This window comes from Serratia sp. (in: enterobacteria), from assembly GCF_052400455.1.
GTDB lineage: Bacteria > Pseudomonadota > Gammaproteobacteria > Enterobacterales > Enterobacteriaceae > Serratia > Serratia ureilytica.
Window position 1 is genome coordinate 5030913 of record NZ_CP185812.1, and the last position, 23332, is coordinate 5054244.

Below are 23332 nucleotides of genomic sequence, written 5' to 3' on the forward strand. Positions count from 1 at the left end.
GATATAACTTTCGCCGGATTTTAATCGCACTATTAATCAAATTCGGCGCCTCAATTACCATAGCACAAGCTGGACAAGTTGCACGAAAACTCAGCAAATGGTTATCCGATGAGACGAAAAACAGTGATTTTAAGCGGCGCTTTACCCCGGCGATTTCTGTTAAAATGCGTTTTTGTTCATGCGCTTTGGCATGCAACGATGTTCCCACCAACCGTCAGCCCATAATCATGCCAAGATTGTTAACGCCTGTTATCTTTATCATTTCCGTCATACTTACCATTCTGGTGACGGTGTTATGCTCCATCCCCATCACGCTGGCCGGCATCGTGAAACTCGTGGTGCCCATTCCCGCCGTTTGGCGATATATCTCGGCTTTCGCCGATTTCATGATGTGGTGTTGGTGCCAAGGGCTGGCGCTGTTATTGCGCATTAACGGGCAATTGCGTTGGGATATTGAAGGGCTGGAAGGGTTGGATCGCAAAAACTGGTATCTGCTGATCAGCAACCACGAAAGTTGGTCAGACATTGTCGTGTTATGCGTGCTGTTCAGAAATCATATTCCAATGAATAAGTATTTCCTCAAACAGCAGCTCGCCTGGGTGCCGTTTGTCGGCCTGGCCTGCTGGGCGCTGGACATGCCATTCATGAAGCGTTACTCCCGCGCCTATTTGCTCAAGCACCCGGAAAAACGCGGCAAGGATATCGAAACGACGCGCCGTTCCTGCGAAAAATTCCGCCAGCGCCCAACCACCATCGTCAATTTCGTCGAAGGCTCACGCTTCACCGAAGCCAAGAAAATTAAAAGCAATTCACCTTATCGCAATTTGCTGGCGCCCAAAGCTGCCGGCATCGCGTTTACCCTTAGCGCGCTGGGCAATCAGTTCGACAAAGTGTTGAACGTCACCCTGCTTTATCCGGAAAATAACCAGCGGCCCTTTCTGGATATGCTGTGCGGCCGCCTGACGCGTATCGTGGTGAGAATAGAGACGCTACCGATCGATGAAACCCTGCACGGTGATTATTTCAACGATAAACAGTTCAAGCGGCGCTTCCAGCTGTGGCTGAATACGCTGTGGCAGGAAAAAGACCGGTTGCTGGATAAATTGAAGCGGCAATACGGATAAAAAAACGCCGGCGATGCCGGCGTTTTTCATGTTGAATCAGGCTTATTTCTGCTGGCTGAGGAATTTAACCACATCGGCGAACTGCTTCACGTAAGCGTCCATCGAGCTGGTGTCCAGGCCATCGTTTTTAACCATGTATTTGCCGTTGACGAATACCGCCGGCACGCCGCGCAGCTGCAGATCTTCTGCGGCTTTCTCCTGTTGAACCACCAGAGATTTCACCACGAAGCTGTTCCAGGCCGCGTCATAATCTGCGGCGGTTACGCCCGCTTTCACGAAGACGTTACGGATATCGTCCGGCGTTTGCACGGTCTGGGTTTTCTGCACCGCTTCAAACATCAGCGGGCTTACTTTGTCTTCCACGCCCAGCGCCATCGCGACCGCCCACGCCTGAGTCAGCTGTTTGCCCAACGGCCCCAGGAACTCCACGTGGTACTTGGTCATTTTGGTGCCGGCAGGCAACGCTTTTTTTACGTTCTCGGACACGTGATAGACCTGCTCAAACTGGTAGCAGTGTGGGCAGTAAAAGGAGAAGAACTCCAGCACCTGCGGCTCACCGGTCACCGGCTTGTCCAGGGTCACGTACTGAGTGCCATCGCTAAACTGTGCCGCCGAGGCGCTGAATGCCATCACCATGCCAACGAGCGCCAACCATATTTTTTTCATAAGACTAAACTCTCCATTGTGTTAAAGCTTCAATACATTGGCGTCAGCTGCAGAGGAGGCTCCTGCAACAGCTTAACCTGTTCATTAAACGCCGCAGTCTGAGATAACCAGAAATCAGACTCCGCCATCCACGGAAAACTCTTAGGGAAGGCCGGATCCTGCCAACGGCGAGCGACCCAAGCCAGGTAATACACCATACGCATCGCCCGCAGTGGCTCAATTAACGCCAGCTCGCGCTGATCGAACTCGGCAAATTCGCCGTACGCCTCCAGCAAAACGTCCAGCTGCATCAGTTGGTCGCGACGTTCGCCGTGCAACAGCATCCACAGATCCTGAACCGCAGGGCCGTTGCGCGCGTCATCAAGATCGACGAACAGCGGGCCATCGCGCCACAGAATATTGCCCGGATGGCAATCGCCGTGCAAACGCCGCGGCTGCCAGTTCAGATGCCAGTGTGGCTTGATCGCCGCAATCAGGTTATCCGTCGCCTGCAGGAAGGCATCACGCTGAGCCGCCGGCAACAGCTCGCAATCGGCCAGCGCCTGACGCGGGGCAACAAGATACTCTTCAATCCCCATGGTTGGCCGCTCGGCAAACAGACGCTCGCCGCCGACCTGATGGATACGCCCCAGAAAACGGCCTACCCATTCCAACTGATCCAGATTGTCTATCTCGTATTGCCGGCCCCCCACGCTGGGGAACAGGGCAAAGAAAAAACCGCCGTGCGTATGCAGCGTAGCGCCTTGCAGCGCCAACGGCGCCACCGCCGGGATCTCCGCGCCGGCCAGATCCAGAGCGAACTGATGTTCCTCACCGATTTGTGCGGCGCTCCAGCGCTCCGGGCGATAAAACTTCACCACGTAGCGTCGACGATCCTCGTCCATAAACTGATAGACGCGGTTCTCATAGCTGTTCAGCGCCGTCAGGCCGGAATCGACGCGCAGGCCAATCCCTTCTAGCGCGTCCATGATCAAATCGGGCGACAGGGTGTCGAAATTAAAAGCTGAGTTATTCATAACGTTCGTTTGATCGCTGACAGCACGGTGCCGGGAATGAGAAATAGTAGCATTAATGGCGCATTTCACGCGCTATGCTTTCTCGCACCGCACGAGGATCAATCCTTGATAACGCCGCGAGCGCGCAGCAACGCCGTTTTAAAATCTTCTTCGTAATCTTTCTTCAGGCCCGGGATCTGATCCGTGCCGGCGCTGCCGCGCATTTTCAGATGGTAAATAAGAATATCGTCGCTCAACTCGGACAATTCGCCCTGGAAGCCCGCTTCTTTCGCCAGCTTTTGCAAAAACTGCATCAAATTGAGATCGGGATCTTCCTGCCAGGCCGGGTGCAACAGCTCGATCAACTCGTTTACGCGATGCGTTTTCATCTCAATATCGTCCAATAGCATGAATAAACTCACAAAGTAACAGGCTTACCCACGCAGTGAAAGAACCGGCTTGTCAATAAAGGTAAATCCTGATGTCGCGCCGGCTTTAGCGCTACAATCAGCGCATCGACAAGGCGGGATAAACGAGATGCATAAAGAAATCAGCGGCGTCATTTTGGCCGGCGGACGGGCCACGCGCATGGGCGGTGAAGACAAAGGCCTGGTGTCGATTGGCGGGGTCGCACTCTATCAACACGTATTGGCTCGGTTACGCCCGCAGGTGGCTTCCGTCGCCATCAGCGCCAATCGCAATCAGGCACGTTACCAGGCGAGCGGTTTGCCGGTGATTGGCGATCTGACGCTCGATTTCGCCGGGCCGCTGGCCGGCATGCTGGCCGGGCTCAAACAGGCTCCCAGCGAATGGGTGGTCTTCGTCCCTTGTGATGTCCCCGACTTTCCCGCCGACTTAGTCGCTCAGCTATGGCAGCAAAAAGGCGCGGCGCAGGCGGCCTTTGCCAGCGATGGTGAACGAGATCACCCCACGCTGGCGTTACTGCATAGCCAAATAGCGCCGCAGCTGGCCGACTATCTGGCGCGCGGTGAACGCAAGCTGATGCTGTTCTTGCATCAAATTGGCGCACAACGCGTAGTGTTCAGCGGGCAGCAAGCGGCATTTCATAACCTGAATACGCCGGCTGACTGCCTGAATTGGCAACAAACGCGAGAGCTCAAAAAATGAATCGTTCATTGCCTCCCTTGCTGGCCATCGGCGCCTACAGCGGAACGGGGAAAACGACCCTGCTCAAACAGCTGATCCCGTTGCTGAAACAACGCCAGGTAAGGATTGGACTGATCAAACATACGCATCACGACATGGATGTGGATACGCCGGGTAAAGACAGCTATGAGCTGCGTAAAGCAGGCGCCGAGCAAACGCTGGTCGCCAGCGATCGTCGCTGGGCATTAATGACCGAAACGCCGGAGCAACAACCTTTGGATCTGCGCTATCTGGCTGGGCGCTTTGACGCCGATAAGGTCGACTTGATTCTGGTGGAAGGGTTCAAACATGAGCCGGTCAGCAAGATCCTGCTTTATCGGGTCGAGATCGGCAGGCCGTTGGAAGACATGCTGGATCAGTTTGTCGTCGCGGTAGCCAGCGATCGACCGCTATCCATTTCGGCTAAGCAGCTGGATCTCAATCAACCGGAAAGCATCGCCGACTTTATTGTCGAGTGGTTGAAAGGCGCAGCGTAGCTGCGCTTTTTTACGTATTGCACATAGCAAAAAGCCCTGAACGTCAGTTCAGGGCTTTCGGCTTTATTTGATGCCTGGCAGTGTCCTACTCTCGCATGGGGAGACCCCACACTACCATCGGCGCTACGGCGTTTCACTTCTGAGTTCGGCATGGGGTCAGGTGGGACCACCGCGCTATTGCCGCCAGGCAAATTCTGTTTCATTCCAACCGCCTCACTTCCATGAAGCCATCAGAACCAATCTTGGAACGTCGCTGAAAATCTCTCTAAAAACACCTTCGGTGTTGTAAGGTTAAGCCTCACGGTTCATTAGTATTGGTTAGCTGAATATATTACTATACTTACACACCCAACCTATCAACGTCTTAGTCTTAAACGTTCCTTTAGGAACCATAAAGGTTCTGGGAAGACTTATCTTGAGGCAAGTTTCGCACTTATATGCTTTCAGCGCTTATCTTTTCCACACTTAGCTACCGGGCAATGCCATTGGCATGATAACCCGAACACCAGTGGTGCGTTCACTCCGCTCCTCTCGTACTAGGAGCAACCCCTCTCAATCTTCCAACGCCCACGGCAGATAGGGACCGAACTGTCTCACGACGTTCTAAACCCAGCTCGCGTACCACTTTAAATGGCGAACAGCCATACCCTTGGGACCAACTCCAGCCCCAGGATGTGATGAGCCGACATCGAGGTGCCAAACACTGCCGTCGATATGGACTCTTGGGCAGTATTAGCCTGTTATCCCCGGAGTACCTTTTATTCGTTGAGCGATGGCCCTTCCATACAGAACCACCGGATCACTAAGACCTGCTTTCGCATCTGCTCGAGTTGTCACTCTCGCAGTTAAGCTAGCTTATGCCTTTGCACTAAAATTACGATTTCTGACCGTAATTAGCTAACCTTTGTACTCCTCCGTTACTTTTTAGGAGGAGACCGCCCCAGTCAAACTACCCACCAGACACTGTCCTCACCCCGGATCACGGGGCCGAGTTAGAACATCAAACATTAAAGGGTGGTATTTCAAGGATGGCTCCACGCAGACTGGCGTCCACGTTTCAAAGCCTCCCACCTATCCTACACATCAAGGCTCAATGTTCAGTGTCAAGCTATAGTAAAGGTTCACGGGGTCTTTCCGTCTAGCCGTAGATACACTGCATCTTCACAGCAAATTCAATTTCACTGAGTCTCGGGTGGAGACAGCGTGGCCATCATTACGCCATTCGTGCAGGTCGGAACTTACCCGACAAGGAATTTCGCTACCTTAGGACCGTTATAGTTACGGCCGCCGTTTACTGGGGCTTCGATCAAAAGCTTTGTATTAAATACTAACTCTATCAATTAACCTTCCAGCACCGGGCAGGCGTCACACCGTATACTTCCACTTACGTGTTTGCACAGTGCTATGTTTTTATTAAACAGTTGCAGCCAGCTGGTATCTTCGACTGGCTTCAGCTCCATCCGCAAGGGACTTCACCTACATGCCAGCGTGCCTTCTCCCGAAGTTACGGCACCATTTTGCCTAGTTCCTTCACCCGAGTTCTCTCAAGCGCCTTGGTATTCTCTACCTGACCACCTGTGTCGGTTTGGGGTACGATTTAATGTTACCTGGAGCTTAGAGGATTTTCCTGGAAGCAGGGCATCAACTACTTCTGCACCGTAGTGCATCGTCATCACGCCTCAGGGTTAGTATGCAACCGGATTTACCAGGTCACACCCCCTACACGCTTAAACCGGGACAACCGTCGCCCGGCCAGCCTAGCCTTCTCCGTCCCCCCTTCGCAGTAACACCAAGTACAGGAATATTAACCTGTTATTCATCGATTACGCTATTCAACCTCACCTTAGAAACCGACTTACCCTACCCTGATTAACATTGGATAGGAAACCTTAGTCTTTCGGCGAGTAGGTTTTTCACCTACTTTATCGTTACTTATGTCAGCATTCGCACTTCTGATACCTCCAGCAACCCTCACAGGCCACCTTCAACGGCTTACAGAACGCTCCCCTACCCAACAACGCCTAAGCGTCGCTGCCGCAGCTTCGGTACATAGTTTAGCCCCGTTACATCTTCCGCGCAAGTTGACTCGACCAGTGAGCTATTACGCTTTCTTTAAAGGATGGCTGCTTCTAAGCCAACATCCTGGTTGTTTATGCCCTCTCACATCGTTTTCCACTTAACTATGATTTAGGGACCTTAGCTGGTGGTCTGGGTTGTTTCCCTTTTCACGACGGACGTTAGCACCCGCCGTGTGTCTCCCGTGATAACATTCTTCGGTATTCGGAGTTTGCATCGGTTTGGTAAGCCGGGATGGCCCCCTAGCCGAAACAGTGCTCTACCCCCGAAGATGAGTTCACGAGGCGCTACCTAAATAGCTTTCGAGGAGAACCAGCTATCTCCGAGCTTGATTAGCCTTTCACCCCTATCCACAAATCATCCGCTAATTTTTCAACATTAGTCGGTTCGGTCCTCCAGTTAGTGTTACCCAACCTTCAACCTGCCCATGGCTAGATCACCGGGTTTCGGGTCTATACCTTGCAACTAATCGCCCAGTTAAGACTCGGTTTCCCTACGGCTCCCCTATACGGTTAAGCTTGCTAAAAAAAATAAGTCGCTGACCCATTATACAAAAGGTACGCAGTCACACCACGAAGGTGCTCCCACTGCTTGTACGTATACGGTTTCAGGTTCTATTTCACTCCCCTAACCGGGGTTCTTTTCACCTTTCCCTCACGGTACTAGTTCACTATCGGTCAATCAGGAGTATTTAGTCTTGGAGGATGGACCCCCCATATTCAAACAGGATTACACGTGTCCCGCCCTACTCATCGAACTCACGACCTGTGCATTTTAGTGTACGGGGCTATCACCCTTTGCTGCGCGACTTTCCAGACGCTTCCACTAACACACAAGCCGATTCAGGTTCTGGGCTCCTCCCCGTTCGCTCGCCGCTACTGGGGGAATCTCGGTTGATTTCTTTTCCTCGGGGTACTTAGATGTTTCAGTTCCCCCGGTTCGCCTCATGCCACTATGTATTCATGACATGATAGTGTGTCGAAACACACTGGGTTTCCCCATTCGGGTATCGCCGGTTATAACGGTTCATATCACCTTACCGACGCTTTTCGCAGATTAGCACGCCCTTCATCGCCTCTGACTGCCTAGGCATCCACCGTGTACGCTTAGTCACTTAACCTCACAACCCGAAGATGTTTCCATCGTTCGCGCTGCAAACATTTGAGAGACTCTATGACAGGTTACTCTTTATCCCAGTACATCTACGGAGGGACAAATTTCAGCCGTCATGTTTCAATTTTCAGCTTGTTCCAGATTGTTAAAGAGCAATATCTTAAACATGACTCGGAAGTCATCTTTAAGATATGGTGTATCGTCAGATACTTGAGACCGCCGCTTTCACCGGGTGGGTCGGAAGCTTGGCGTCCCCTAGGGGATTCGAACCCCTGTTACCGCCGTGAAAGGGCGGTGTCCTAGGCCTCTAGACGAAGGGGACACGACACCGTACTTTTATGACGCTTTTGCTCGTTACTTTTTCATCAGACAATCTGTGTGAGCACGCCACTCGAACTAATATCTTTAGGTAAGGAGGTGATCCAGCCACAGGTTCCCCTACAGCTACCTTGTTACGACTTCACCCCAGTTATGAATCACAAAGTGGTAAGCGCCCTCCCGAAGGTTAAGCTACCTACTTCTTTTGCAACCCACTTCCATGGTGTGACGGGCGGTGTGTACAAGGCTCGAGAACGTATTCACCGTAACATTCTGATTTACGATTACTAGCGATTCCAACTTCATGGAGTCGAGTTGCAGACTCCAATCCGAACTACGACGTACTTTATGAGGTCCGCTTGCTCTCGCGAGGTCGCTACTCTTTGTATACACCATTGTAGCACGTGTGTAGCCCTACTCATAAGGGCCATGATGACTTGACGTCGTCCTCACCTTCCTCCAATTTATCATTGGCAGTCTCCTTTGAGTTCCCGGCCGAACCGCTGGCAACAAAGGATAAGGGTTGCGCTCGTTATAGGACTTAACCCAACATTTCACAACACGAGCTGACGACAGCCATGCAGCACCTGTCTCAGAGTTCCCGAAGGCACCAATCCATCTCTGGAAAGTTCTCTGGATGTCAAGAGTAGGTAAGATTTTTCGTGTTGTATCGAATTAAACCACATGCTCCACCGCTTGTGCGAGCCCCCGTCAATTCATTTGAGTTTTAACCTTGCGGTCGTAATCCCCAGGCGGTCAACTTAACGCGTTAGCTCCGGAAGCCACGCCTCAAGGGCACAACCTCCAAATCGACATCGTTTACTGCATGGACTACCAGGGTATCTAATCCTGTTTGCTCCCCATGCTTTCGCACCTGAGCGTCAGTCTTCGTCCAGGGGGTCGCCTTCGCCACTGGTATTCCTCCAAATATCTGCGCATTTCACCGCTACACCTGGAATTCTACCCCCCTCTACAAAACTCAAGTTTATCAGTTTCAAATGCAGTTCCTAAGTTAAGCTTAGGGATTTCACATCTGACTTAATATACCACCTACGTGCTCTTTACGCCCAATAATTCCGATTAACGCTTGCACCCCTCGTATTACCGCGGCTGCTGGCACGAAGTTAGCCGGTGCTTCTTCTGCGAGTAACGTCAATTGATGAGCGTATTAAGCTCACCACCTTCCTCCTCGCTGAAAGTGCTTTACAACCCTAAGGCATTCTTCGCACACGCGGCATAGCTGCATCAGGCTTTCGCCCATTGTGCAATATTCCCCACTGCTGCCTCCCGTAAGAGTCTGGACCGTGTCTCAGTTCCAGTGTGGCTGATCGTCCTCTCAGACCAACTAGAGATTGTTGCCTAAGTGAGCCATTACCTCGCTTACTAGCTAATCCCATCTGGGCACATCTGATGGCAAGAGGCCCGAAGGTCCCCCTCTTTGGTCTTGCGACGTTATGCGGTATTAGCTACCGTTTCCAGTAGTTATCCCCCTCCATCAGGCAGTTTCCCAGACATTACTCACCCGTCCGCCGCTCGTCACCCAGGGAGCAAGCTCCCCTGTGCTACCGCTCGACTTGCATGTGTTAAGCCTGCCGCCAGCGTTCAATCTGAGCCATGATCAAACTCTTCAATTAAAAGCTTGATGTGCTTCCACTCGAGAAGCGATGCTCAAAGATTTACTGCATGAATTTTACTTCAGTTAGTCACTCTTCAAGACTTGATATTTTTTGCATCCGAAGATGCTGGATATCGTCTTGTGGAATGCCCACACAGATTGTCTGATAAATTGTTAAAGAGCAGTGAGTTAGGCGCTTTCGCTTGCTAACTCGAGGTGGCGTATATTACGCTTTTCACCCGGAGAGTCAAGCGTTTATTTCGCTTTCCTCTCGCTGACCCGGCGGCTTGTCAGTCGTTGTTCCCGGTCAGTGGAGGCGCATTATAGGGAGTTCTCGGCAGGCCGCAACCCCTAAATGCAAAAAACTTTTCAAGCGCGGATTTTTTCGGCAAAAGAGCGAAAAAGCGGCGAATTTATGTCACTTTTTCAGGCAAACAGCCATAAAAGCTGGCGATCACTGGAGTAAAATAGAAGAAACGAAGTCAGTAAGGATCCGCAGCCATGCCGTTAAATGCACAACAACAGGCCGCCCAACGCAATCTTTCTTATCTGCTTGCAGAGAAACTCGGCCAACAAATTCTGGCAGGCGATTATCAGGCCGGCAGCATCCTGCCCGGTGAAATGGAACTGGGCGAGCAATTCGGCGTCAGCCGCACCGCGGTACGCGAAGCGGTAAAGATGTTAGCCGCCAAAGGCATGTTGTTGCCGCGCCCGCGCATTGGCACCCGCGTGATGCCGCAAAGCCAATGGAATTTCCTCGATCAGGATTTACTGACCTGGTGGATGACGCGGGAAAACTTCGATCAGGTGATGCAACACTTCCTTATATTGCGCACCTCGTTGGAACCGCAGGCCTGTGCGTTGGCAGCAGACCACGCCAGCCCGCAGCAAACCAAACTGCTGGCGGAGCTGATGGCGGAGATGCGCGCGCTGCATACCCAGTTTGATCGCGAGCGCTGGATCCAGGTCGATACCCAATTCCACCAGCTCATCTACGAGGCCAGCGGTAATCCGTTCCTGACCTCGTTCGCTAACCTGTTCAGTTCGGTGTATCAGAGTTACTTCCGCGCCATTACAGGCAATGAAGTGATCAAGCTGCGCCACCATCAGGCTATCGTCAATGCGATACTCGCCGGAGACAGCGCAGGCGCCCTCGTCGCCTGCCAAGTTTTGCTGAAAGAGAAAGACTAGACACGCTCCCCGCTTATAGATAGAAGAAAGAGATGAGGGAGAGACGACCATTTAACCAGGACCGACCATGACCCAATCCGCGCGCAGTATGGCAGGACTCCCGTGGATCGCCGCAATGGCGTTCTTTATGCAGGCGCTGGACGCCACCATCCTCAACACGGCGCTGCCGGCGATCGCCCACAGCCTCGGGCACTCGCCGCTGGCGATGCAATCTGCCGTCATCAGCTATACGCTGACGGTGGCGATGCTAATCCCGGTCAGCGGTTGGCTGGCGGACCGCTTCGGCACCCGCCGCGTGTTCATCTTCGCCGTCACGTTATTCACCCTCGGTTCGCTGTTGTGCGCCCTCTCCCCCACGTTGAGCGTACTGGTTGCCTCTCGCGTGCTGCAGGGCATCGGCGGCGCGATGATGATGCCGGTCGCGCGACTGGCGCTGCTGCGCGCCTACCCGCGCAGCGAACTGCTGCCGGTGCTGAACTTCGTCACCATGCCCGGCCTGGTCGGGCCGATTCTGGGGCCGCTGCTGGGCGGCTGGCTGGTGACCTACGCCACCTGGCATTGGATTTTCCTGATCAATATCCCTATCGGCCTGCTCGGCATCTTCTATGCGCGCAAATACATGCCGGACTTCACCACGCCCAAGCGCCGCTTCGATTTTCTGGGTTTTATGCTGTTCGGGCTGAGCCTGGTGCTGATCTCCACCGGGCTGGAACTGTTTGGCGAGCGGGTGCTGGCGAGCTACGTTTCGCTGGGCATTCTGCTCAGCGGCTTCGTGATGCTGTTCGGCTACATCGCGCACGCCCGCCGTCATCCTCAGCCGCTGATCGGCCTCGACCTGTTCAAAACCCGCACCTTCTCGGTCGGCATCGCCGGCAACGTCGCATCCAGGTTGGGCACCGGCTGCGTGCCGTTTTTGATGCCGCTCATGCTGCAGGTGGGATTCGGCTACACGGCGATCGTCGCCGGCTGCATGATGGCGCCGACCGCCATTGGCTCGCTGATGGCGAAATCCACCGTCACTCAGGTGTTGCGCTGGTTCGGCTACCGTAAAACGCTGGTCGGCATCACCGTTATCATCGGAGCGCTGATCGCGCAGTTCGCCCTGCAGAGCCCAGGCATGCCGCTGTGGCTGATGATCCTGCCGCTGTTCGTACTGGGCATGGCGATGTCCACCCAGTTCACCGCCATGAATACCATCAGCCTGGCGGATTTGAACGACGCCAACGCCAGCGCCGGCAACAGCGTCCTGGCGGTCACCCAACAGCTGTCCATCAGTTTCGGCGTAGCGATCAGCGCGGCGGTGCTGCGTTTTTACGAATCCCTGTCGTTAGGCACGATGATCGACCACTTCCATTACACCTTTATCACCATGGGGATCGTCACCGTGGCGTCGGCGCTGGTATTTATGTTGCTGAGAAGGAAAGATGGCCGCAACTTGATCAGCGGCCAGGAAAGCAAGAAAGAAGCGAAGGCGGCCAGTTAACGGCGGCCCACCGAGGCGCGTTCCACCAGCTCGGGCGTCAGCACCAGCACCTGGGGCGCGCGCTCCGGGTTTTGCAGGCGGTTGATCAGCGCATCGATCGCCAGCTCGCCCAGCGAATCCTTCGGTTGATGAATGGTGCTCAGCGGCGGCGCCAGATAACGCGCCAGTTCAATGTCATCGTACCCCATCACCGCCATATCCTGCGGCACGGAAAGCCCGGCCTGATACAGCGCCTGATAAACGCCTACCGCCACCGCGTCGTTGCCGGCGAACACCGCATGCGGCGGCTCTTCCAGCGCCAGCAGTTGGCGCATGGCGGTCACGCCGCCTTCAAACTCAAAGTCGCAATGCACTTCATACCCTGGCGGGATCGGTAATCCGGCGCGCCGCATCGCGTTGCGATAGCCTTCCAGCCGGTGACGGGCGGTGGTTTTGTCCTGCGGGCCGGCGATGCAGGCGATCTTGCGGTAGCCGCGAGCGATCAGATGATCGGTCGCCATCTCGCCGCCCAGCAGCGAGTTATCCTGAATAATGTCGTTCGCGCCCTCGAACGGCGCCCAGTCCATCATCACGATCGGCAATGACGGGTAGCGACTCAGGGCATCCTGAGATGGCCGGTGATTTTCGGTGCACATCAACAGCAAACCGTCGACGCGCTTTTGCAGCAGCGTCTCCATACTGCGGTTCATGCGCGCGGCGTCTTCTTCGGTATTGCACAGGATCAGGCTGTAGCCACGTTCATAGCAGCTGCGCTCCACGCCGCGCACCACTTCAGCATAAAACGGGTTGTTGCTGGCGGTCACCAGCATGCCGATGGTGCGGGTCTGATTGAGCTTCAGGCTGCGCGCCAGCGCAGAAGGCGCATAGTTCAACTGTTCCACGGCCGCCATGACCTTGTCGCGCACGCTGTCGCTGACAAAGCGATTGTTGTTGACCACATGCGAAACGGTAGAGGTTGAAACGCCCGCCAGGCGGGCGACATCTTTCATGGTGGCCAAAGGATCACCCCTGTTGCTGCAAGAAGGCGTCGATCTCTTCGCGCCACGGCACCGAAGGCTGCGCGCCGGGGCGGGTGACGGCGATCGCCGCCGCCGCATGGGCGAAACGCACCGCGTCGGCCATGATCTTGCCTTCCAACAGGGCAGTGACCAGCGCGCCGTTAAAGGTATCGCCGGCGGCGATGGTATCCACCGCTTGCACTTTGAAGCCGGGCACCCGTTTGCCGTTGCCGTTTTCGCTCAGCCACACGCCGCGGCTGCCGAGGGTGATGATCACCGTCGCGATGCCTTTGTCGTGCAGCGCCTGCGCCGCGCGCGCCGCATCGGCGTCGCTGTCCACGGCGATGCCTGTCAGGCGCTGCGCTTCGGTTTCATTCGGGGTGATCATATCAATCATCCCCAGCAGCTCGTCCGGCAGCTCGCGCGCCGGGGCCGGGTTGAGGATCACCTGCGTTTGATGTTGCTTGGCCAAGCGGGCGGCGGCGATCACCGTCTCCAGCGGCGACTCCAACTGCATCAGCAGGGCGTCGGCGTCGATGACTTTTTGCCGGTAGCGCGCCAGGTAATCCGGCGTCACCGCGGCGTTGGCGCCGGCATTGATGCCGATCACGTTCTCGCCTTCGGCATTGACGAAGATCAGCGCCACGCCGGTGGTGCTGTCGGCGATGGCTTCAATCGGTTGGGTATCAATGCGATCGCTCGCCAGCTGCCGGCGGACACGCTCGCCGATATCGTCGGCGCCCACGCAGGCGATAAAGGCGATCTCCGCCCCACTGCGCCCGGCCGCCACCGCCTGATTCGCGCCCTTGCCGCCAAACGCCACCTTATACTGCTTCCCGATCACCGTTTCGCCCGGGTGGGGGAATTGTTCAATATTGAGGATATGGTCGGCATTGATGCTGCCCAGAACCACCAGCTTACCTGTTTCCATCGCATTGATTCCTGAATTGCGCGCCATCGTAAACGCCCCGTCCCGATGGCGCTGGTATGACTTACTGAGTGACCAGTTTCAAATCGACCGGAATGGTCGCCGGCACTTTTTCGCCTTTCAGCACTTTATCGGCGGTTTCCACGCCTATCACGCCGATCTGATCGGGACGCTGCGCCACGGTCGCCGCCAGCTTGCCGCCTTCAACCGCTTTCACGCCGTCGGCGGTGCCGTCGAAGCCTACCACGATCACGTCGGTTTTACCGGCGGTTTGCAGCGCACGCAGCGCGCCCAGCGCCATTTCATCGTTCTGGGCAAATACCGCCTGCACATCCGGGTGAGCGGTCAGCAGGTTCTGCATCACGTTCAGGCCCTTGGTGCGGTCGAAATCGGCCGGCTGGCTGGCCAGCAGCTTGAATTTATTCTGATCCAGCGACTGTTTAAAGCCTTCGCCGCGTTCCCGCGCGGCGGAGGTGCCGGCAATGCCTTCCAGCTGAATCACCTTGGCGTCGGCGCCCGCTTTCTTGGCGATGAAGTCGCCGGCCATTTTGCCGCCCACGCGGTTATCCGAAGCGATATGGCTCACCACTTCACCCTTGCTCGCCACGCGGTCCAGCGTGATGACCGGGATCTTAGCCTGGTTGGCCATCTTGATGGCGTTGCCCACCGCATCGGAGTCGGTCGGGTTAATCAACAGCAGCTTGGGCGCCCGCACCATCAGATCCTGCACGTTGGCCAGCTCTTTCGCCGGGTTGTTTTGGGAATCCAGCACCACCAGGTTATAACCCAGCTTGTTGGCCTCTTGCTGCGCCCCATCCTTCATTGAGACGAAGAACGGGTTGTTGAGGGTGGACACCACCAGCGCGATGGTGTCTTTGGCCATGGCATTGGCGCTCAGGGTGGCGCTCAACGCGATGGCGGAAGCTAAGGTTGCCAGTTTTTTCATTTTCATCATCGTGATTCCTGTAGGGGGAGGTTACTTGTTGCTTTTGTTATCTACCAGAACCGCCAGCAGTATCACCACTGCCTTCACGATCATTTGGTAGTAGGAAGAAACACCCAGTAAATTCAGGCCGTTGTTCAGAAAACCGAGGATCAGCGCCCCGATCAGCGTGCCGACGATGCGCCCCTTGCCGCCGGCCAGGCTGGTGCCGCCCAGCACCACGGCGGCGATGGCGTCCAGCTCATAGCCAGTGCCGGCGGTCGGCTGCGCCGACGAGAGGCGCGCCACTTCGATCACCCCCGCCAGCGCCGCCAGCAGGCCGCACAGCGAATAGACGATAATTTTCACTTTATCGACGCTGATACCGGACAGGCGTGTCGCCGCTTCATTGCCGCCCAGGGCATAAATATAGCGGCCCAGGCGCGTATGGTGCAGCATATACCAGGCGGCGATGAACACGATCGCCATGATCCAGATCGGCGTAGGCACACCCAGCGGACGGCCGATGCCGAACCAACCAAAGGTGTCGGCCACGTCGGTGAAACCGGTATTGATCGGGCTGCCGTTGGTGTACACCATGGTGACGCCGCGCAGCAGCAGCATCATCACCAGCGTAGCGATAAAGGCTTGCACCTTGCCTTTGGCGACGATCACCCCGGTGCAGGCGCCAATCGCGGCGCCCAGCGCCAAGGCCGCCGCCACCGCCACCAGCGCGTTGACTTCAAAGCCGACGATCGACGCCGCCACCGCGCCGGTCAGGGCCAGCAGCGATCCCACCGACAGATCGATGCCGGAAGTGAGGATCACCAGCGTCATCCCCACCGCCATGATGGCGTTGACCGAGGTCTGCTGCAGAATATTGAACAGGTTGTTCAGGGTGAAGAAGTTCGGGCTCATGGAAGAGACCACGGCGATCAGCACCAGCAGCGCAATCAACGACTTCTGCTCTAACAGCCATTCTTTACTGAACCAGCGCTTAGCTGCGATAGTCTGGGAACTCATATCTGATTACTCCTGCTTTACGCCGTATTGCTTGCCGACGGCTGCCGCCATCAACGCTTCCTGGGTGGCCTGTTCAATCGGGAACTCGCCGCTGAGATGCCCTTCGTGCATCACCAGAATGCGATCGCTCATGCCCATCACCTCCGGCATTTCCGAAGACACCAAAATGATGCTCAGCCCTTCCTGCTTGAACTGGTTGATTAACTGATAGATCTCTTTTTTCGCCCCGACATCGACGCCGCGCGTCGGCTCATCGAGGATCAGCACCTTCGGCCGGGTCATCAGACCGCGGGCGATCGCCACTTTCTGCTGATTGCCGCCGGAAAGCAGACCTATCGGCTGCTCCATCGACGGCGTTTTGATATTGAACAGGCGGATGAAGTCCCCCACCGCCTGCCGCTCGTCGGCCTGTTTCAGGCTGCCGTCGGCGCGGCTGAAGTAGCGCAGCGCGGTCAGAGACATGTTTTCCTTTACCGACATGCCCAGCACCAGGCCGTCGCGCTTACGGTCTTCCGAGATATAGACGATGCCGTTCGCCAATCCATCCTGCGGCGAATGGGTGACTACCTCGCGGCCGTCGAGGTTGACGGTGCCGGCCTTGCGCGGCGCGGCGCCGTACAGAATCTTCATCAATTCGGTGCGCCCGGCGCCCATCAAGCCGGCCACGCCGAGGATCTCACCGCGATACAGCGTAAAGCTGACGTCTTCAACGCCGGGTCCGGAAAGATGACTGACTTCCAGCCGCTTTTCCCCGCGCGGTAAATCAAGGCGCGGGTATTGCTCTTCCAGCTTGCGACCGACCATCATTTCAATCAGCGAATCTTCCTGCAGCTCGCTCACCGGCCGCTCGGCGATGAACTGCCCGTCACGAAATACCGTCACGTCGTCGCAGATTTCAAAGATCTCTTTCAGACGGTGCGAGATATAGACGATGCCGCGCCCTTCGGCCTTCAGCTCGTTGATCACCTTGAACAGCGAGGCGGTTTCGGTGTCGGTCAGCGCATCTGTCGGTTCGTCCATGATGATCACTTTCGATTCGAAGCTCAGCACCTTGGCAATCTCCACCATCTGCTGATCGCCAATCGACAGCTCGCCCACCAGCCGGTGGCTGCTGTAGCGCAGGTTGAGGCGCGCCAGCAAGCGATCGGCCTCGGCGTACATGCGCTTCCAGTCAATGCGGCCGAAACGGTTGACGAACTCGCGGCCGAGGAAGATGTTTTCCGCAATCGTCAGCTGCGGGATCAGGTTCAACTCCTGATGGATAATGCCGATGCCCGCTTCCTGCGAATCTTTAGGCCCGTTGAACGCCACCTCTTTACCGAGAAAATACTGACTGCCGGCGTCTTTCTGATAGATGCCGGTCAGCACTTTCATCATGGTGGACTTACCGGCGCCGTTTTCCCCCACCAGCGCCATCACCTTGCCGGGATAAACGCTGAGAGCGGCGCCGGAAAGCGCCTTCACGCCGGGAAAGGCTTTATCAATCCCTTTCAGTTGCAGTAAAGGTTGCATAAACGCCTCAGAAAGTTACGCCGGCGCACAGGATCACGTTCGCGTAAGGCGAACACTCCCCGCTGCGGATCACCGCCCGGCTGTGCTCGGTTTGCGCTTTAAACGCCTGATGGCTGATATAACGCACGCCGATGGTATTGCCCTGGCGTTGGCCCAGTGCGGTCAGTTCAGCCAACAATGCCTCGTGGAGCGACGGATTTTGTTTCACGATTTCTTCCGCCAGGATGGCGCTTTCTACCTGCATCTCTTGCGTGACCGCCGCGAACACCTGCATGAAGGTCGGCACGCCCTGCGTCAGCGCCAGATCGATGCGCTGCGTCACCGCCGGTATCGGCAGGCCCGCGTCGCACAGGGTGAGCTGATCGGTATGCCCCAACCGGGCAATCACGGCAGACACGTCGGAATTCAGTAATACGCCTTTTTTCATCTTCTCACTCCGCTAGCGAAACGTTTCGCTCTCTGGAGGAGTGTAAAAAAACGGCAGGGGAAGGCAACCCGGACAATGCAGAAGTGTGATCGTCATCGAAACGTTTCGTTCACGCACGGAGAAAGCGCAAACAAAAGGGGCCCAGCCTAGCTGAGCCCCTGTCAGGCGGGTTAGATCTCGACCTGCGTGCCGAGCTCGATGACCCGGTTCGGCGGGATTTCGAACTGATCCGGCGCGCGCAGCGCATTGCGGCTCAGAGCAACGAACAGTTTGCCGCGCAGGTAGAGGTACCATGGCCGCTTGGTGAGGATCAGCGATTCATGGGACATGAAGAACGACGTCTCCGACATGCGGCACGGCAACCCTTCCAGCCCGCAGCGGTGGAACACTTCCTCCACGTTCGGCGTTTCGCGCCAGCCGTAGCTGGCCACCACCCGCCAGAAGGTCGGCGACAACTGCTCGATGGTCACCCGGCGCACGTTGTGCACGTAAGGCGCATCCTCGGTGCGCAGCGTCAGCAGCACCACGCGCTCGTGCAGCACCTTGTTGTGCTTCAAGTTATGCAACAGCGCAAAAGGAATGACGTTGGTGGCGCGCGACAAGAAGACCGCGGTGCCCGGCACCCGTACCGGCGGCGATTTCTCCAGCGAGGCAATCATCGCCTCCAGCGAGTTGCCGTGCTCATGCAGACGGCGCAACAGGCGGAAACGCTCGCTCTTCCAGGTAGTCATAATGATGAACATCACCAGCGCCAGGGTCAGCGGCAGCCAGCCGCCGGAGAACAGCTTCAGGGCGTTGGCGGAGAACATCGGCACGTCGATGATCAGCAAGATGGTTACGATGCCGATCGCCAGGAAGCGGTTCCAGTGCCAGTTATTAATCGCCACCGAAGTGACCAGTATGCTGGTCAGCACCATGGTGCCGGTAACGGCGATGCCGTACGCCGCCGCCAGGTTGCTGGAGTGTTCGAAGCCGATGATCACCAGCACCACCGAGATATACAGCGTCCAGTTGATCACCGGAATGTAGATCTGGCCGGATTCCATTTCCGAGGTGTGAATGATGCGCATCGGCGACAAATACCCCAGGCGCACCGCCTGACGAGTCAGCGAGAAGACGCCGGAAATCACCGCCTGCGAGGCGATGACCGTTGCCAGGGTTGCCAGAATCAGCAGCGGGATCAGCGCCCAGTCGGGCGCCAGCAGGAAGAATGGGTTTTTGATCGCTTCAGGGTTTTTCAGCAGCAACGCCCCCTGGCCGAAGTAGTTGAGCACCAGCGAAGGCAGCACCACGGTGAACCAGGCCAGGCGGATCGGGAACTTGCCGAAGTGCCCCATGTCGGCATACAGCGCCTCAACGCCGGTGATCGACAGCACCACCGCCCCCAGCGCGAAGAACGACACCTTCTTATATTCCATAAAGAAGTTGAGCGCCCATTTGGGATTCAGCGCCTGCAGCACTTCCGGGTTCGAAATGATGCTGTGCGCGCCCAGCACCGCCAACACGATGAACCACAACAGCATTACCGGGGCGAACAACTTGCCGACGCTGCCGGTGCCGTGTTTTTGGATAACGAACAGCAGGGTCAGCACCAGAATCGAGAGCGGCACGATATAGGCGTCGAGCGCAGGCGCGGCGATTTCCAACCCCTCTATCGCCGACATCACCGAGATCGCCGGGGTGATCACCACCTCGCCATAGAAGAAGCTGCCGCCGATCAGGCCCAGTATCACCAGCACTGCGGTGGTGCGCGCCGAGGTATTGCGCCCGGCCAGCGACATCAGCGTCAAAATGCCGCCTTCGCCGGCGTTGTCCGCCCGCATCACGTAGGTGAGATATTTGAGGGAAACTATCACGATCAGCATCCAGAAAATCAGCGACAGGAAGCCGAAAACTACGTCTGGACGAACATCGAAGCCGTAATGGCCGGAGAAACACTCTCTCAACGTATAGAGAGGACTGGTGCCGATATCACCGTAGACCACGCCGATGGCAGCCAGGGTTACCGCCGATAGGGACTGCTTATGCTCTGCGCTCATAATTCGTTTCTTTATCAGAACATCCGTTAGCGATGCATCCGCATCAGGCAAAATACGGGCTCAAAGATCCGTCACGCCCACCAGAAAGCCGCACAGTATGCACCATTTATACGGCTTGCCTACCCTTATATCAGAGCCGAAAAATAAAAAAAATGTGAACCGGATATCCGACTCAACTGAGAAAATTTTTACTAATCAATAAGCTATACCATTAAAAATAATGGTGGTTTATCATCGAATTATCGACCAAGATTGGCTAACTCTCGGACAATACGACGATTATATGACGCCATCATCCCTTCTGGCAGAACGAATTTCCCGCCTCAGCAGCGCGCTGGAGAGCGGCCTTTATGAGCGGCAAGAGGCGATCCGCCTGTGCCTGCTGGCGGCGTTGAGCGGCGAAAGCGTATTCTTGCTCGGCCCGCCCGGCATCGCCAAGAGCCTGATCGCGCGCCGGCTGAAGTTTGCCTTCCGCAACGCCCGCTCCTTTGAATATCTGATGACGCGTTTTTCCACGCCGGAAGAGGTCTTCGGCCCGCTCTCGATTCAGGCGCTGAAAGATGAGGGGCGCTATCAACGCCTGACCGCCGGCTATCTGCCGGAAGCGGAGATCGTGTTTCTGGACGAGATCTGGAAGGCCGGCCCTGCGATCCTCAACACCCTGCTGACGGCGATCAATGAACGGCGTTTTCGCAACGGCAACAGCGAAGAACCGATCCCGCTGCGCCTGCTGGTCACCGCTTCCAACGAACTGCCCGAAGCGGACAACAGCCTCGAAGCCCTGTATGACCGCATGCTGATTCGCCTGTGGCTGGACAAGGTGCAGGATAAACAGAATTTCCGCTCGCTGCTGGTCAACCGCCAGAGCGAAAGCCAAAACCCGGTGCCGGCGGCGCTGAGCGTCAGCGACGAAGAGTTTCTGCAGTGGCAGCCGCAGATCGATAAGGTGGCGCTGCCGGAAGCCTGCTTTGAGCTGATTTTCCAACTGCGCCAGCGGCTGGACGCGCTGGAACAGGCGCCGTACGTCTCCGATCGACGCTGGAAGAAAGCCCTGCGCCTGCTGCAGGCCTGCGCCTTCTTCAGCGGGCGCGACGCCATCGCCCCGCTCGATCTGATGCTGTTGAAAGACTGCCTGTGGCACGATCTCACCTCGCTGAAGCTGCTGCAACAGCAGATCGATCAACTGCTGACCGAATCGGCCTATCAGCAGCAGTCGATGTTGATCCAACTGCAACAGATCCATACCCGCTGGATGCAGGACCAGCAGCAACAAAGCGACCGACAGGCCATCAGCCTGGTGAAAAAAGGCGGGATGTTCAGCCGCAAACCGCAATACGCGCCGGCCACGCCGTTCGCCGGCGGCACCCTCACCCTGCTGCTGCAAAAACCGCTGCAGCTGCATGACATTCAGGTCAATCATCTGAGCATCGAAAGCAGCGCGCTGGACAACTGGCTGCAAAAAGGCGGCGACGTGCGCGCCAAGCTGAACGGCATCGGCTTTGCGCAGCCGATCGACCTGGAAGTGGACGATCAACTGCACCTCACGGTGTTGGACGTCAGCCGTCAGCCGTCGCTGCTGGCGCTGCCGGGCAAACAGGCTACCGCTACGCCGCAGGCGCTGCTGGATGAAATGGACGCATTGGCCCAGCGCCTGGCGGAGCAGCGCCGCGCCTTCAGCCAACATCAGCCCTGCCTGTTCACGTCCGCCGCCGGTCTGGCCAAGATCGAAGCCAGTCTGCTGCAGGTCGCGGAACAGGTTAAACAGCAACAGCAGCAAATGCGCGGCCAGTAACCATGCTCAGTCTGGAGACGCTCGATCTGCTGCTGGCGATCACCGAAGGCGAGATGATCGAGGAGATGATCGTCGGCATGCTGGCCGCGCCGCAGCTGTCGGTATTCTTTAAAAAGTTTCCGGCCCTACGGCGGGCGCTGGATCGCGATCTGCCGCGCTGGAAGCTGCAGCTAAAGGAGCGTTTGCAGGAGGCCATGGTGCCGCCGGCGCTGGCGCAGGAATTTTACCGCTACCAACAGTGCCAGCTGGAGAACAATACCCAGTTCTATCACAACCTCAACGACACGATGGAGCTGCTGCGCCAGCTGGTTTCCCCGTTTTATGAACAGGCGCGCGCGCTGGTGGACGCCGCCGATCTGCCCAATCATCCGTTGGACGACAGTTTTCAAACGCTGTTTCTGCAGCGCTGGCGCATCAGCCTGACGCTGCAGGCCACCATGTTGCACCACCAGCTGCTGGAACAAGAGCGCGAGCAGTTGATGGCGGAACTGCAGGAACGCCTGGCGCTGAGCGGCGCGCTGGAACCGCTGCTGTCGGAAAACGACACCGCCGCCGGCAGGCTGTGGGACATGAGCAAAGGCCAGCTGCAGCGCGGCGATTACCAGCGGCTGGTGGAGTACGGCAACTTTTTGCAGCAGCAGCCGGAGCTGAAAAAGCTGGCGCAGCAGCTGGGCCGCAGCTATCAGGCCAAGGCGGTGCCGCAACAGGACGCGCAGCCGGAGCCGTTCAGGGTCATGGTGCAGGTGCCGGCCACGCTGCCGGAAGAAGTGAGCGGCATTCATCAAAGCGACGACATTCTGCGCCTGCTGCCGCCGGAGCTGGCGACGCTGGGGATTGAAGAGCTGGAATTCGAGTTTTATCGCCGCCTGCTGGAAAAACGACTGCTGAGCTACCGCCTGCAGGGCGACGTCTGGCAGGAACAGATCCTGATCCGTCAGGTCACCCACCAGCAGCAGGATCAGCAGCCGCGCGGGCCGTTTATCGTCTGCGTGGACACCTCAGGATCGATGGGCGGCTTCAACGAACAGTGCGCCAAGGCGTTCTGTCTGGCGCTGCTGCGCATTGCGCTGGCGGACAACCGCCGCTGCTACATCATGCTGTTCGCCAACCAGATCGTACATTACGAACTCACCGCCGCCAGCGGCATTGAGCAGGCGGTGCGTTTTCTCGGCCAGCAGTTTCGCGGCGGCACCGATCTGGCGGCCTGCCTGAACGCCACCGTCACCAAAATGGCGGAGAGCGGCTGGTTCGATGCCGATGCGGTGATCATTTCTGATTTTATCGCCCAGCGGTTGCCGGAGGAGGTAATAAAGAAGGTGAAACAGCAGCAGCAAAGCCACCAGCAGCGTTTCCACGCGGTGGCGATGTCCGCCTACGGCAAACCCGGCATCATGCGCATCTTCGATCACATCTGGCGCTTCGATACCGGGTTGAAAAGCCGGTTGATGCGCCGCTGGCGGCGCTAGG

Annotated in this window: 17 protein-coding genes, 1 tRNA gene and 3 rRNA genes; 7 read left to right on the forward strand and 14 right to left on the reverse strand. The window is 56.6% G+C overall.

Annotated features, from left to right (window positions below):
• Positions 1-227 precede the first annotated feature (227 nt).
• On the forward strand, positions 228-1124 hold the full coding sequence (locus ACORQT_RS24100; RefSeq protein ID WP_033645170.1) for an acyltransferase: 897 nt from the start codon (positions 228-230) through the stop codon (positions 1122-1124).
• Between the two features lie 42 nt (positions 1125-1166).
• Here the strand turns inward: ACORQT_RS24100 and dsbA are convergent, their stop codons facing one another.
• The 3 genes from dsbA to ACORQT_RS24115 form a co-directional block, all read right to left on the reverse strand.
• The gene (dsbA, locus tag ACORQT_RS24105; RefSeq protein ID WP_025304721.1) at positions 1167-1790 is read right to left on the reverse strand and encodes a thiol:disulfide interchange protein DsbA; all 624 of its coding nucleotides are present in this window, start codon (positions 1788-1790) and stop codon (positions 1167-1169) included.
• A gap of 29 nt (positions 1791-1819) precedes the next feature.
• On the reverse strand, positions 1820-2806 hold the full coding sequence (locus ACORQT_RS24110; protein ID WP_042785605.1) for a serine/threonine protein kinase: 987 nt from the start codon (positions 2804-2806) through the stop codon (positions 1820-1822).
• Positions 2807-2904: 98 nt separating this feature from the next.
• On the reverse strand, positions 2905-3174 hold the full coding sequence (locus ACORQT_RS24115) for a YihD family protein (RefSeq protein WP_004931268.1): 270 nt from the start codon (positions 3172-3174) through the stop codon (positions 2905-2907).
• Between the two features lie 148 nt (positions 3175-3322).
• Between ACORQT_RS24115 and mobA the strand changes: the two genes are divergently transcribed.
• Together mobA and mobB are read left to right on the forward strand one after the other, a co-directional pair.
• A complete protein-coding gene (mobA, locus tag ACORQT_RS24120) occupies positions 3323-3913 on the forward strand; it encodes a molybdenum cofactor guanylyltransferase MobA (protein ID WP_089192394.1) in 591 nt (196 codons plus the stop codon).
• A complete protein-coding gene (gene mobB / locus ACORQT_RS24125) occupies positions 3910-4428 on the forward strand; it encodes a molybdopterin-guanine dinucleotide biosynthesis protein MobB (protein WP_444859297.1) in 519 nt (172 codons plus the stop codon). The genes mobA and mobB overlap by 4 nt, the downstream gene beginning before the upstream one ends.
• 72 nt (positions 4429-4500) lie before the next feature.
• Here mobB and rrf read toward each other — a convergent pair.
• The 4 genes from rrf to ACORQT_RS24145 all read right to left on the reverse strand — a co-directional run bounded on the left by rrf (position 4501) and on the right by ACORQT_RS24145 (position 9569).
• Positions 4501-4616 (reverse strand): 5S ribosomal RNA (gene rrf / locus ACORQT_RS24130).
• A gap of 99 nt (positions 4617-4715) precedes the next feature.
• Positions 4716-7624, reverse strand: a 23S ribosomal RNA gene (locus ACORQT_RS24135).
• A gap of 239 nt (positions 7625-7863) precedes the next feature.
• Positions 7864-7939 (reverse strand) — tRNA-Glu (locus ACORQT_RS24140).
• Positions 7940-8027: 88 nt separating this feature from the next.
• A 16S ribosomal RNA gene (locus ACORQT_RS24145) occupies positions 8028-9569 on the reverse strand.
• Together the 16S, 23S and 5S rRNA genes with 1 tRNA gene alongside form the textbook arrangement of a ribosomal RNA operon.
• Positions 9570-10051: 482 nt before the next feature.
• Between ACORQT_RS24145 and ACORQT_RS24150 the strand changes: the two genes are divergently transcribed.
• Together ACORQT_RS24150 and mdtD are read left to right on the forward strand one after the other, a co-directional pair.
• Positions 10052-10741 (forward strand): FadR/GntR family transcriptional regulator, encoded by a 690-nt coding sequence (locus tag ACORQT_RS24150; protein WP_042785607.1) that lies wholly within the window; start codon positions 10052-10054, stop codon positions 10739-10741.
• A 67-nt stretch (positions 10742-10808) separates the two neighbouring features.
• Positions 10809-12224 carry a multidrug transporter subunit MdtD gene (gene mdtD, locus ACORQT_RS24155; RefSeq protein ID WP_033645165.1) on the forward strand — a complete coding sequence of 472 codons (1416 nt, stop codon included), beginning with the start codon at positions 10809-10811 and terminating at the stop codon, positions 12222-12224.
• On the opposite strand, the gene rbsR is transcribed toward mdtD, so the two are convergent.
• The 7 genes from rbsR to kup all read right to left on the reverse strand — a co-directional run bounded on the left by rbsR (position 12221) and on the right by kup (position 20073).
• Complete coding sequence (rbsR, locus tag ACORQT_RS24160; RefSeq protein ID WP_042785608.1) at positions 12221-13222, reverse strand: ribose operon transcriptional repressor RbsR; 1002 nt, start codon at positions 13220-13222, stop codon at positions 12221-12223. The genes mdtD and rbsR overlap by 4 nt on opposite strands.
• A gap of 4 nt (positions 13223-13226) precedes the next feature.
• Positions 13227-14153: a ribokinase gene (rbsK, locus tag ACORQT_RS24165; RefSeq protein ID WP_046898746.1), complete on the reverse strand. Its 927-nt coding sequence runs from the start codon at positions 14151-14153 to the stop codon at positions 13227-13229.
• Between the two features lie 61 nt (positions 14154-14214).
• Positions 14215-15102, reverse strand: a complete 888-nt coding sequence (gene rbsB, locus ACORQT_RS24170; protein ID WP_028128068.1) for a ribose ABC transporter substrate-binding protein RbsB — start codon at positions 15100-15102, stop codon at positions 14215-14217.
• A 24-nt stretch (positions 15103-15126) separates the two neighbouring features.
• The gene (gene rbsC, locus ACORQT_RS24175; RefSeq protein ID WP_033652333.1) at positions 15127-16095 is read right to left on the reverse strand and encodes a ribose ABC transporter permease; all 969 of its coding nucleotides are present in this window, start codon (positions 16093-16095) and stop codon (positions 15127-15129) included.
• Positions 16096-16101: 6 nt separating this feature from the next.
• Positions 16102-17607 carry a ribose ABC transporter ATP-binding protein RbsA gene (rbsA, locus tag ACORQT_RS24180; RefSeq protein ID WP_033652332.1) on the reverse strand — a complete coding sequence of 502 codons (1506 nt, stop codon included), beginning with the start codon at positions 17605-17607 and terminating at the stop codon, positions 16102-16104.
• 7 nt (positions 17608-17614) lie between these two features.
• Positions 17615-18034: a D-ribose pyranase gene (gene rbsD / locus ACORQT_RS24185; protein ID WP_033652331.1), complete on the reverse strand. Its 420-nt coding sequence runs from the start codon at positions 18032-18034 to the stop codon at positions 17615-17617.
• Between the two features lie 170 nt (positions 18035-18204).
• Positions 18205-20073: a low affinity potassium transporter Kup gene (gene kup, locus ACORQT_RS24190; protein WP_164057673.1), complete on the reverse strand. Its 1869-nt coding sequence runs from the start codon at positions 20071-20073 to the stop codon at positions 18205-18207.
• Between the two features lie 283 nt (positions 20074-20356).
• Here kup and ravA point away from each other — a divergent pair, with 283 nt between their 5' ends.
• Positions 20357-21865, forward strand: a complete 1509-nt coding sequence (gene ravA / locus ACORQT_RS24195; RefSeq protein ID WP_089197564.1) for an ATPase RavA — start codon at positions 20357-20359, stop codon at positions 21863-21865.
• 2 nt (positions 21866-21867) lie between these two features.
• Positions 21868-23331 carry an ATPase RavA stimulator ViaA gene (viaA, locus tag ACORQT_RS24200; RefSeq protein ID WP_033652330.1) on the forward strand — a complete coding sequence of 488 codons (1464 nt, stop codon included), beginning with the start codon at positions 21868-21870 and terminating at the stop codon, positions 23329-23331.
• Position 23332 lies beyond the last annotated feature (1 nt).

What these genes read in the sequence shown, in the direction of transcription:
- ACORQT_RS24100 (WP_033645170.1), top strand. Translation starts at nt 228, where the DNA reads ATGCCAAGATTGTTAACGCCTGTTATCTTTATCATTTCCGTCATACTT.
- dsbA (WP_025304721.1), bottom strand. Translation starts at nt 1,790, where the DNA reads ATGAAAAAAATATGGTTGGCGCTCGTTGGCATGGTGATGGCATTCAGC.
- ACORQT_RS24110 (WP_042785605.1), bottom strand. Translation starts at nt 2,806, where the DNA reads ATGAATAACTCAGCTTTTAATTTCGACACCCTGTCGCCCGATTTGATC.
- ACORQT_RS24115 (WP_004931268.1), bottom strand. Translation starts at nt 3,174, where the DNA reads ATGAAAACGCATCGCGTAAACGAGTTGATCGAGCTGTTGCACCCGGCC.
- mobA (WP_089192394.1), top strand. Translation starts at nt 3,323, where the DNA reads ATGCATAAAGAAATCAGCGGCGTCATTTTGGCCGGCGGACGGGCCACG.
- mobB (WP_444859297.1), top strand. Translation starts at nt 3,910, where the DNA reads ATGAATCGTTCATTGCCTCCCTTGCTGGCCATCGGCGCCTACAGCGGA.
- ACORQT_RS24150 (WP_042785607.1), top strand. Translation starts at nt 10,052, where the DNA reads ATGCCGTTAAATGCACAACAACAGGCCGCCCAACGCAATCTTTCTTAT.
- mdtD (WP_033645165.1), top strand. Translation starts at nt 10,809, where the DNA reads ATGACCCAATCCGCGCGCAGTATGGCAGGACTCCCGTGGATCGCCGCA.
- rbsK (WP_046898746.1), bottom strand. Translation starts at nt 14,153, where the DNA reads ATGGAAACAGGTAAGCTGGTGGTTCTGGGCAGCATCAATGCCGACCAT.
- rbsB (WP_028128068.1), bottom strand. Translation starts at nt 15,102, where the DNA reads ATGAAAATGAAAAAACTGGCAACCTTAGCTTCCGCCATCGCGTTGAGC.
- rbsC (WP_033652333.1), bottom strand. Translation starts at nt 16,095, where the DNA reads ATGAGTTCCCAGACTATCGCAGCTAAGCGCTGGTTCAGTAAAGAATGG.
- rbsA (WP_033652332.1), bottom strand. Translation starts at nt 17,607, where the DNA reads ATGCAACCTTTACTGCAACTGAAAGGGATTGATAAAGCCTTTCCCGGC.
- rbsD (WP_033652331.1), bottom strand. Translation starts at nt 18,034, where the DNA reads ATGAAAAAAGGCGTATTACTGAATTCCGACGTGTCTGCCGTGATTGCC.
- kup (WP_164057673.1), bottom strand. Translation starts at nt 20,073, where the DNA reads ATGAGCGCAGAGCATAAGCAGTCCCTATCGGCGGTAACCCTGGCTGCC.
- ravA (WP_089197564.1), top strand. Translation starts at nt 20,357, where the DNA reads ATGACGCCATCATCCCTTCTGGCAGAACGAATTTCCCGCCTCAGCAGC.
- viaA (WP_033652330.1), top strand. Translation starts at nt 21,868, where the DNA reads ATGCTCAGTCTGGAGACGCTCGATCTGCTGCTGGCGATCACCGAAGGC.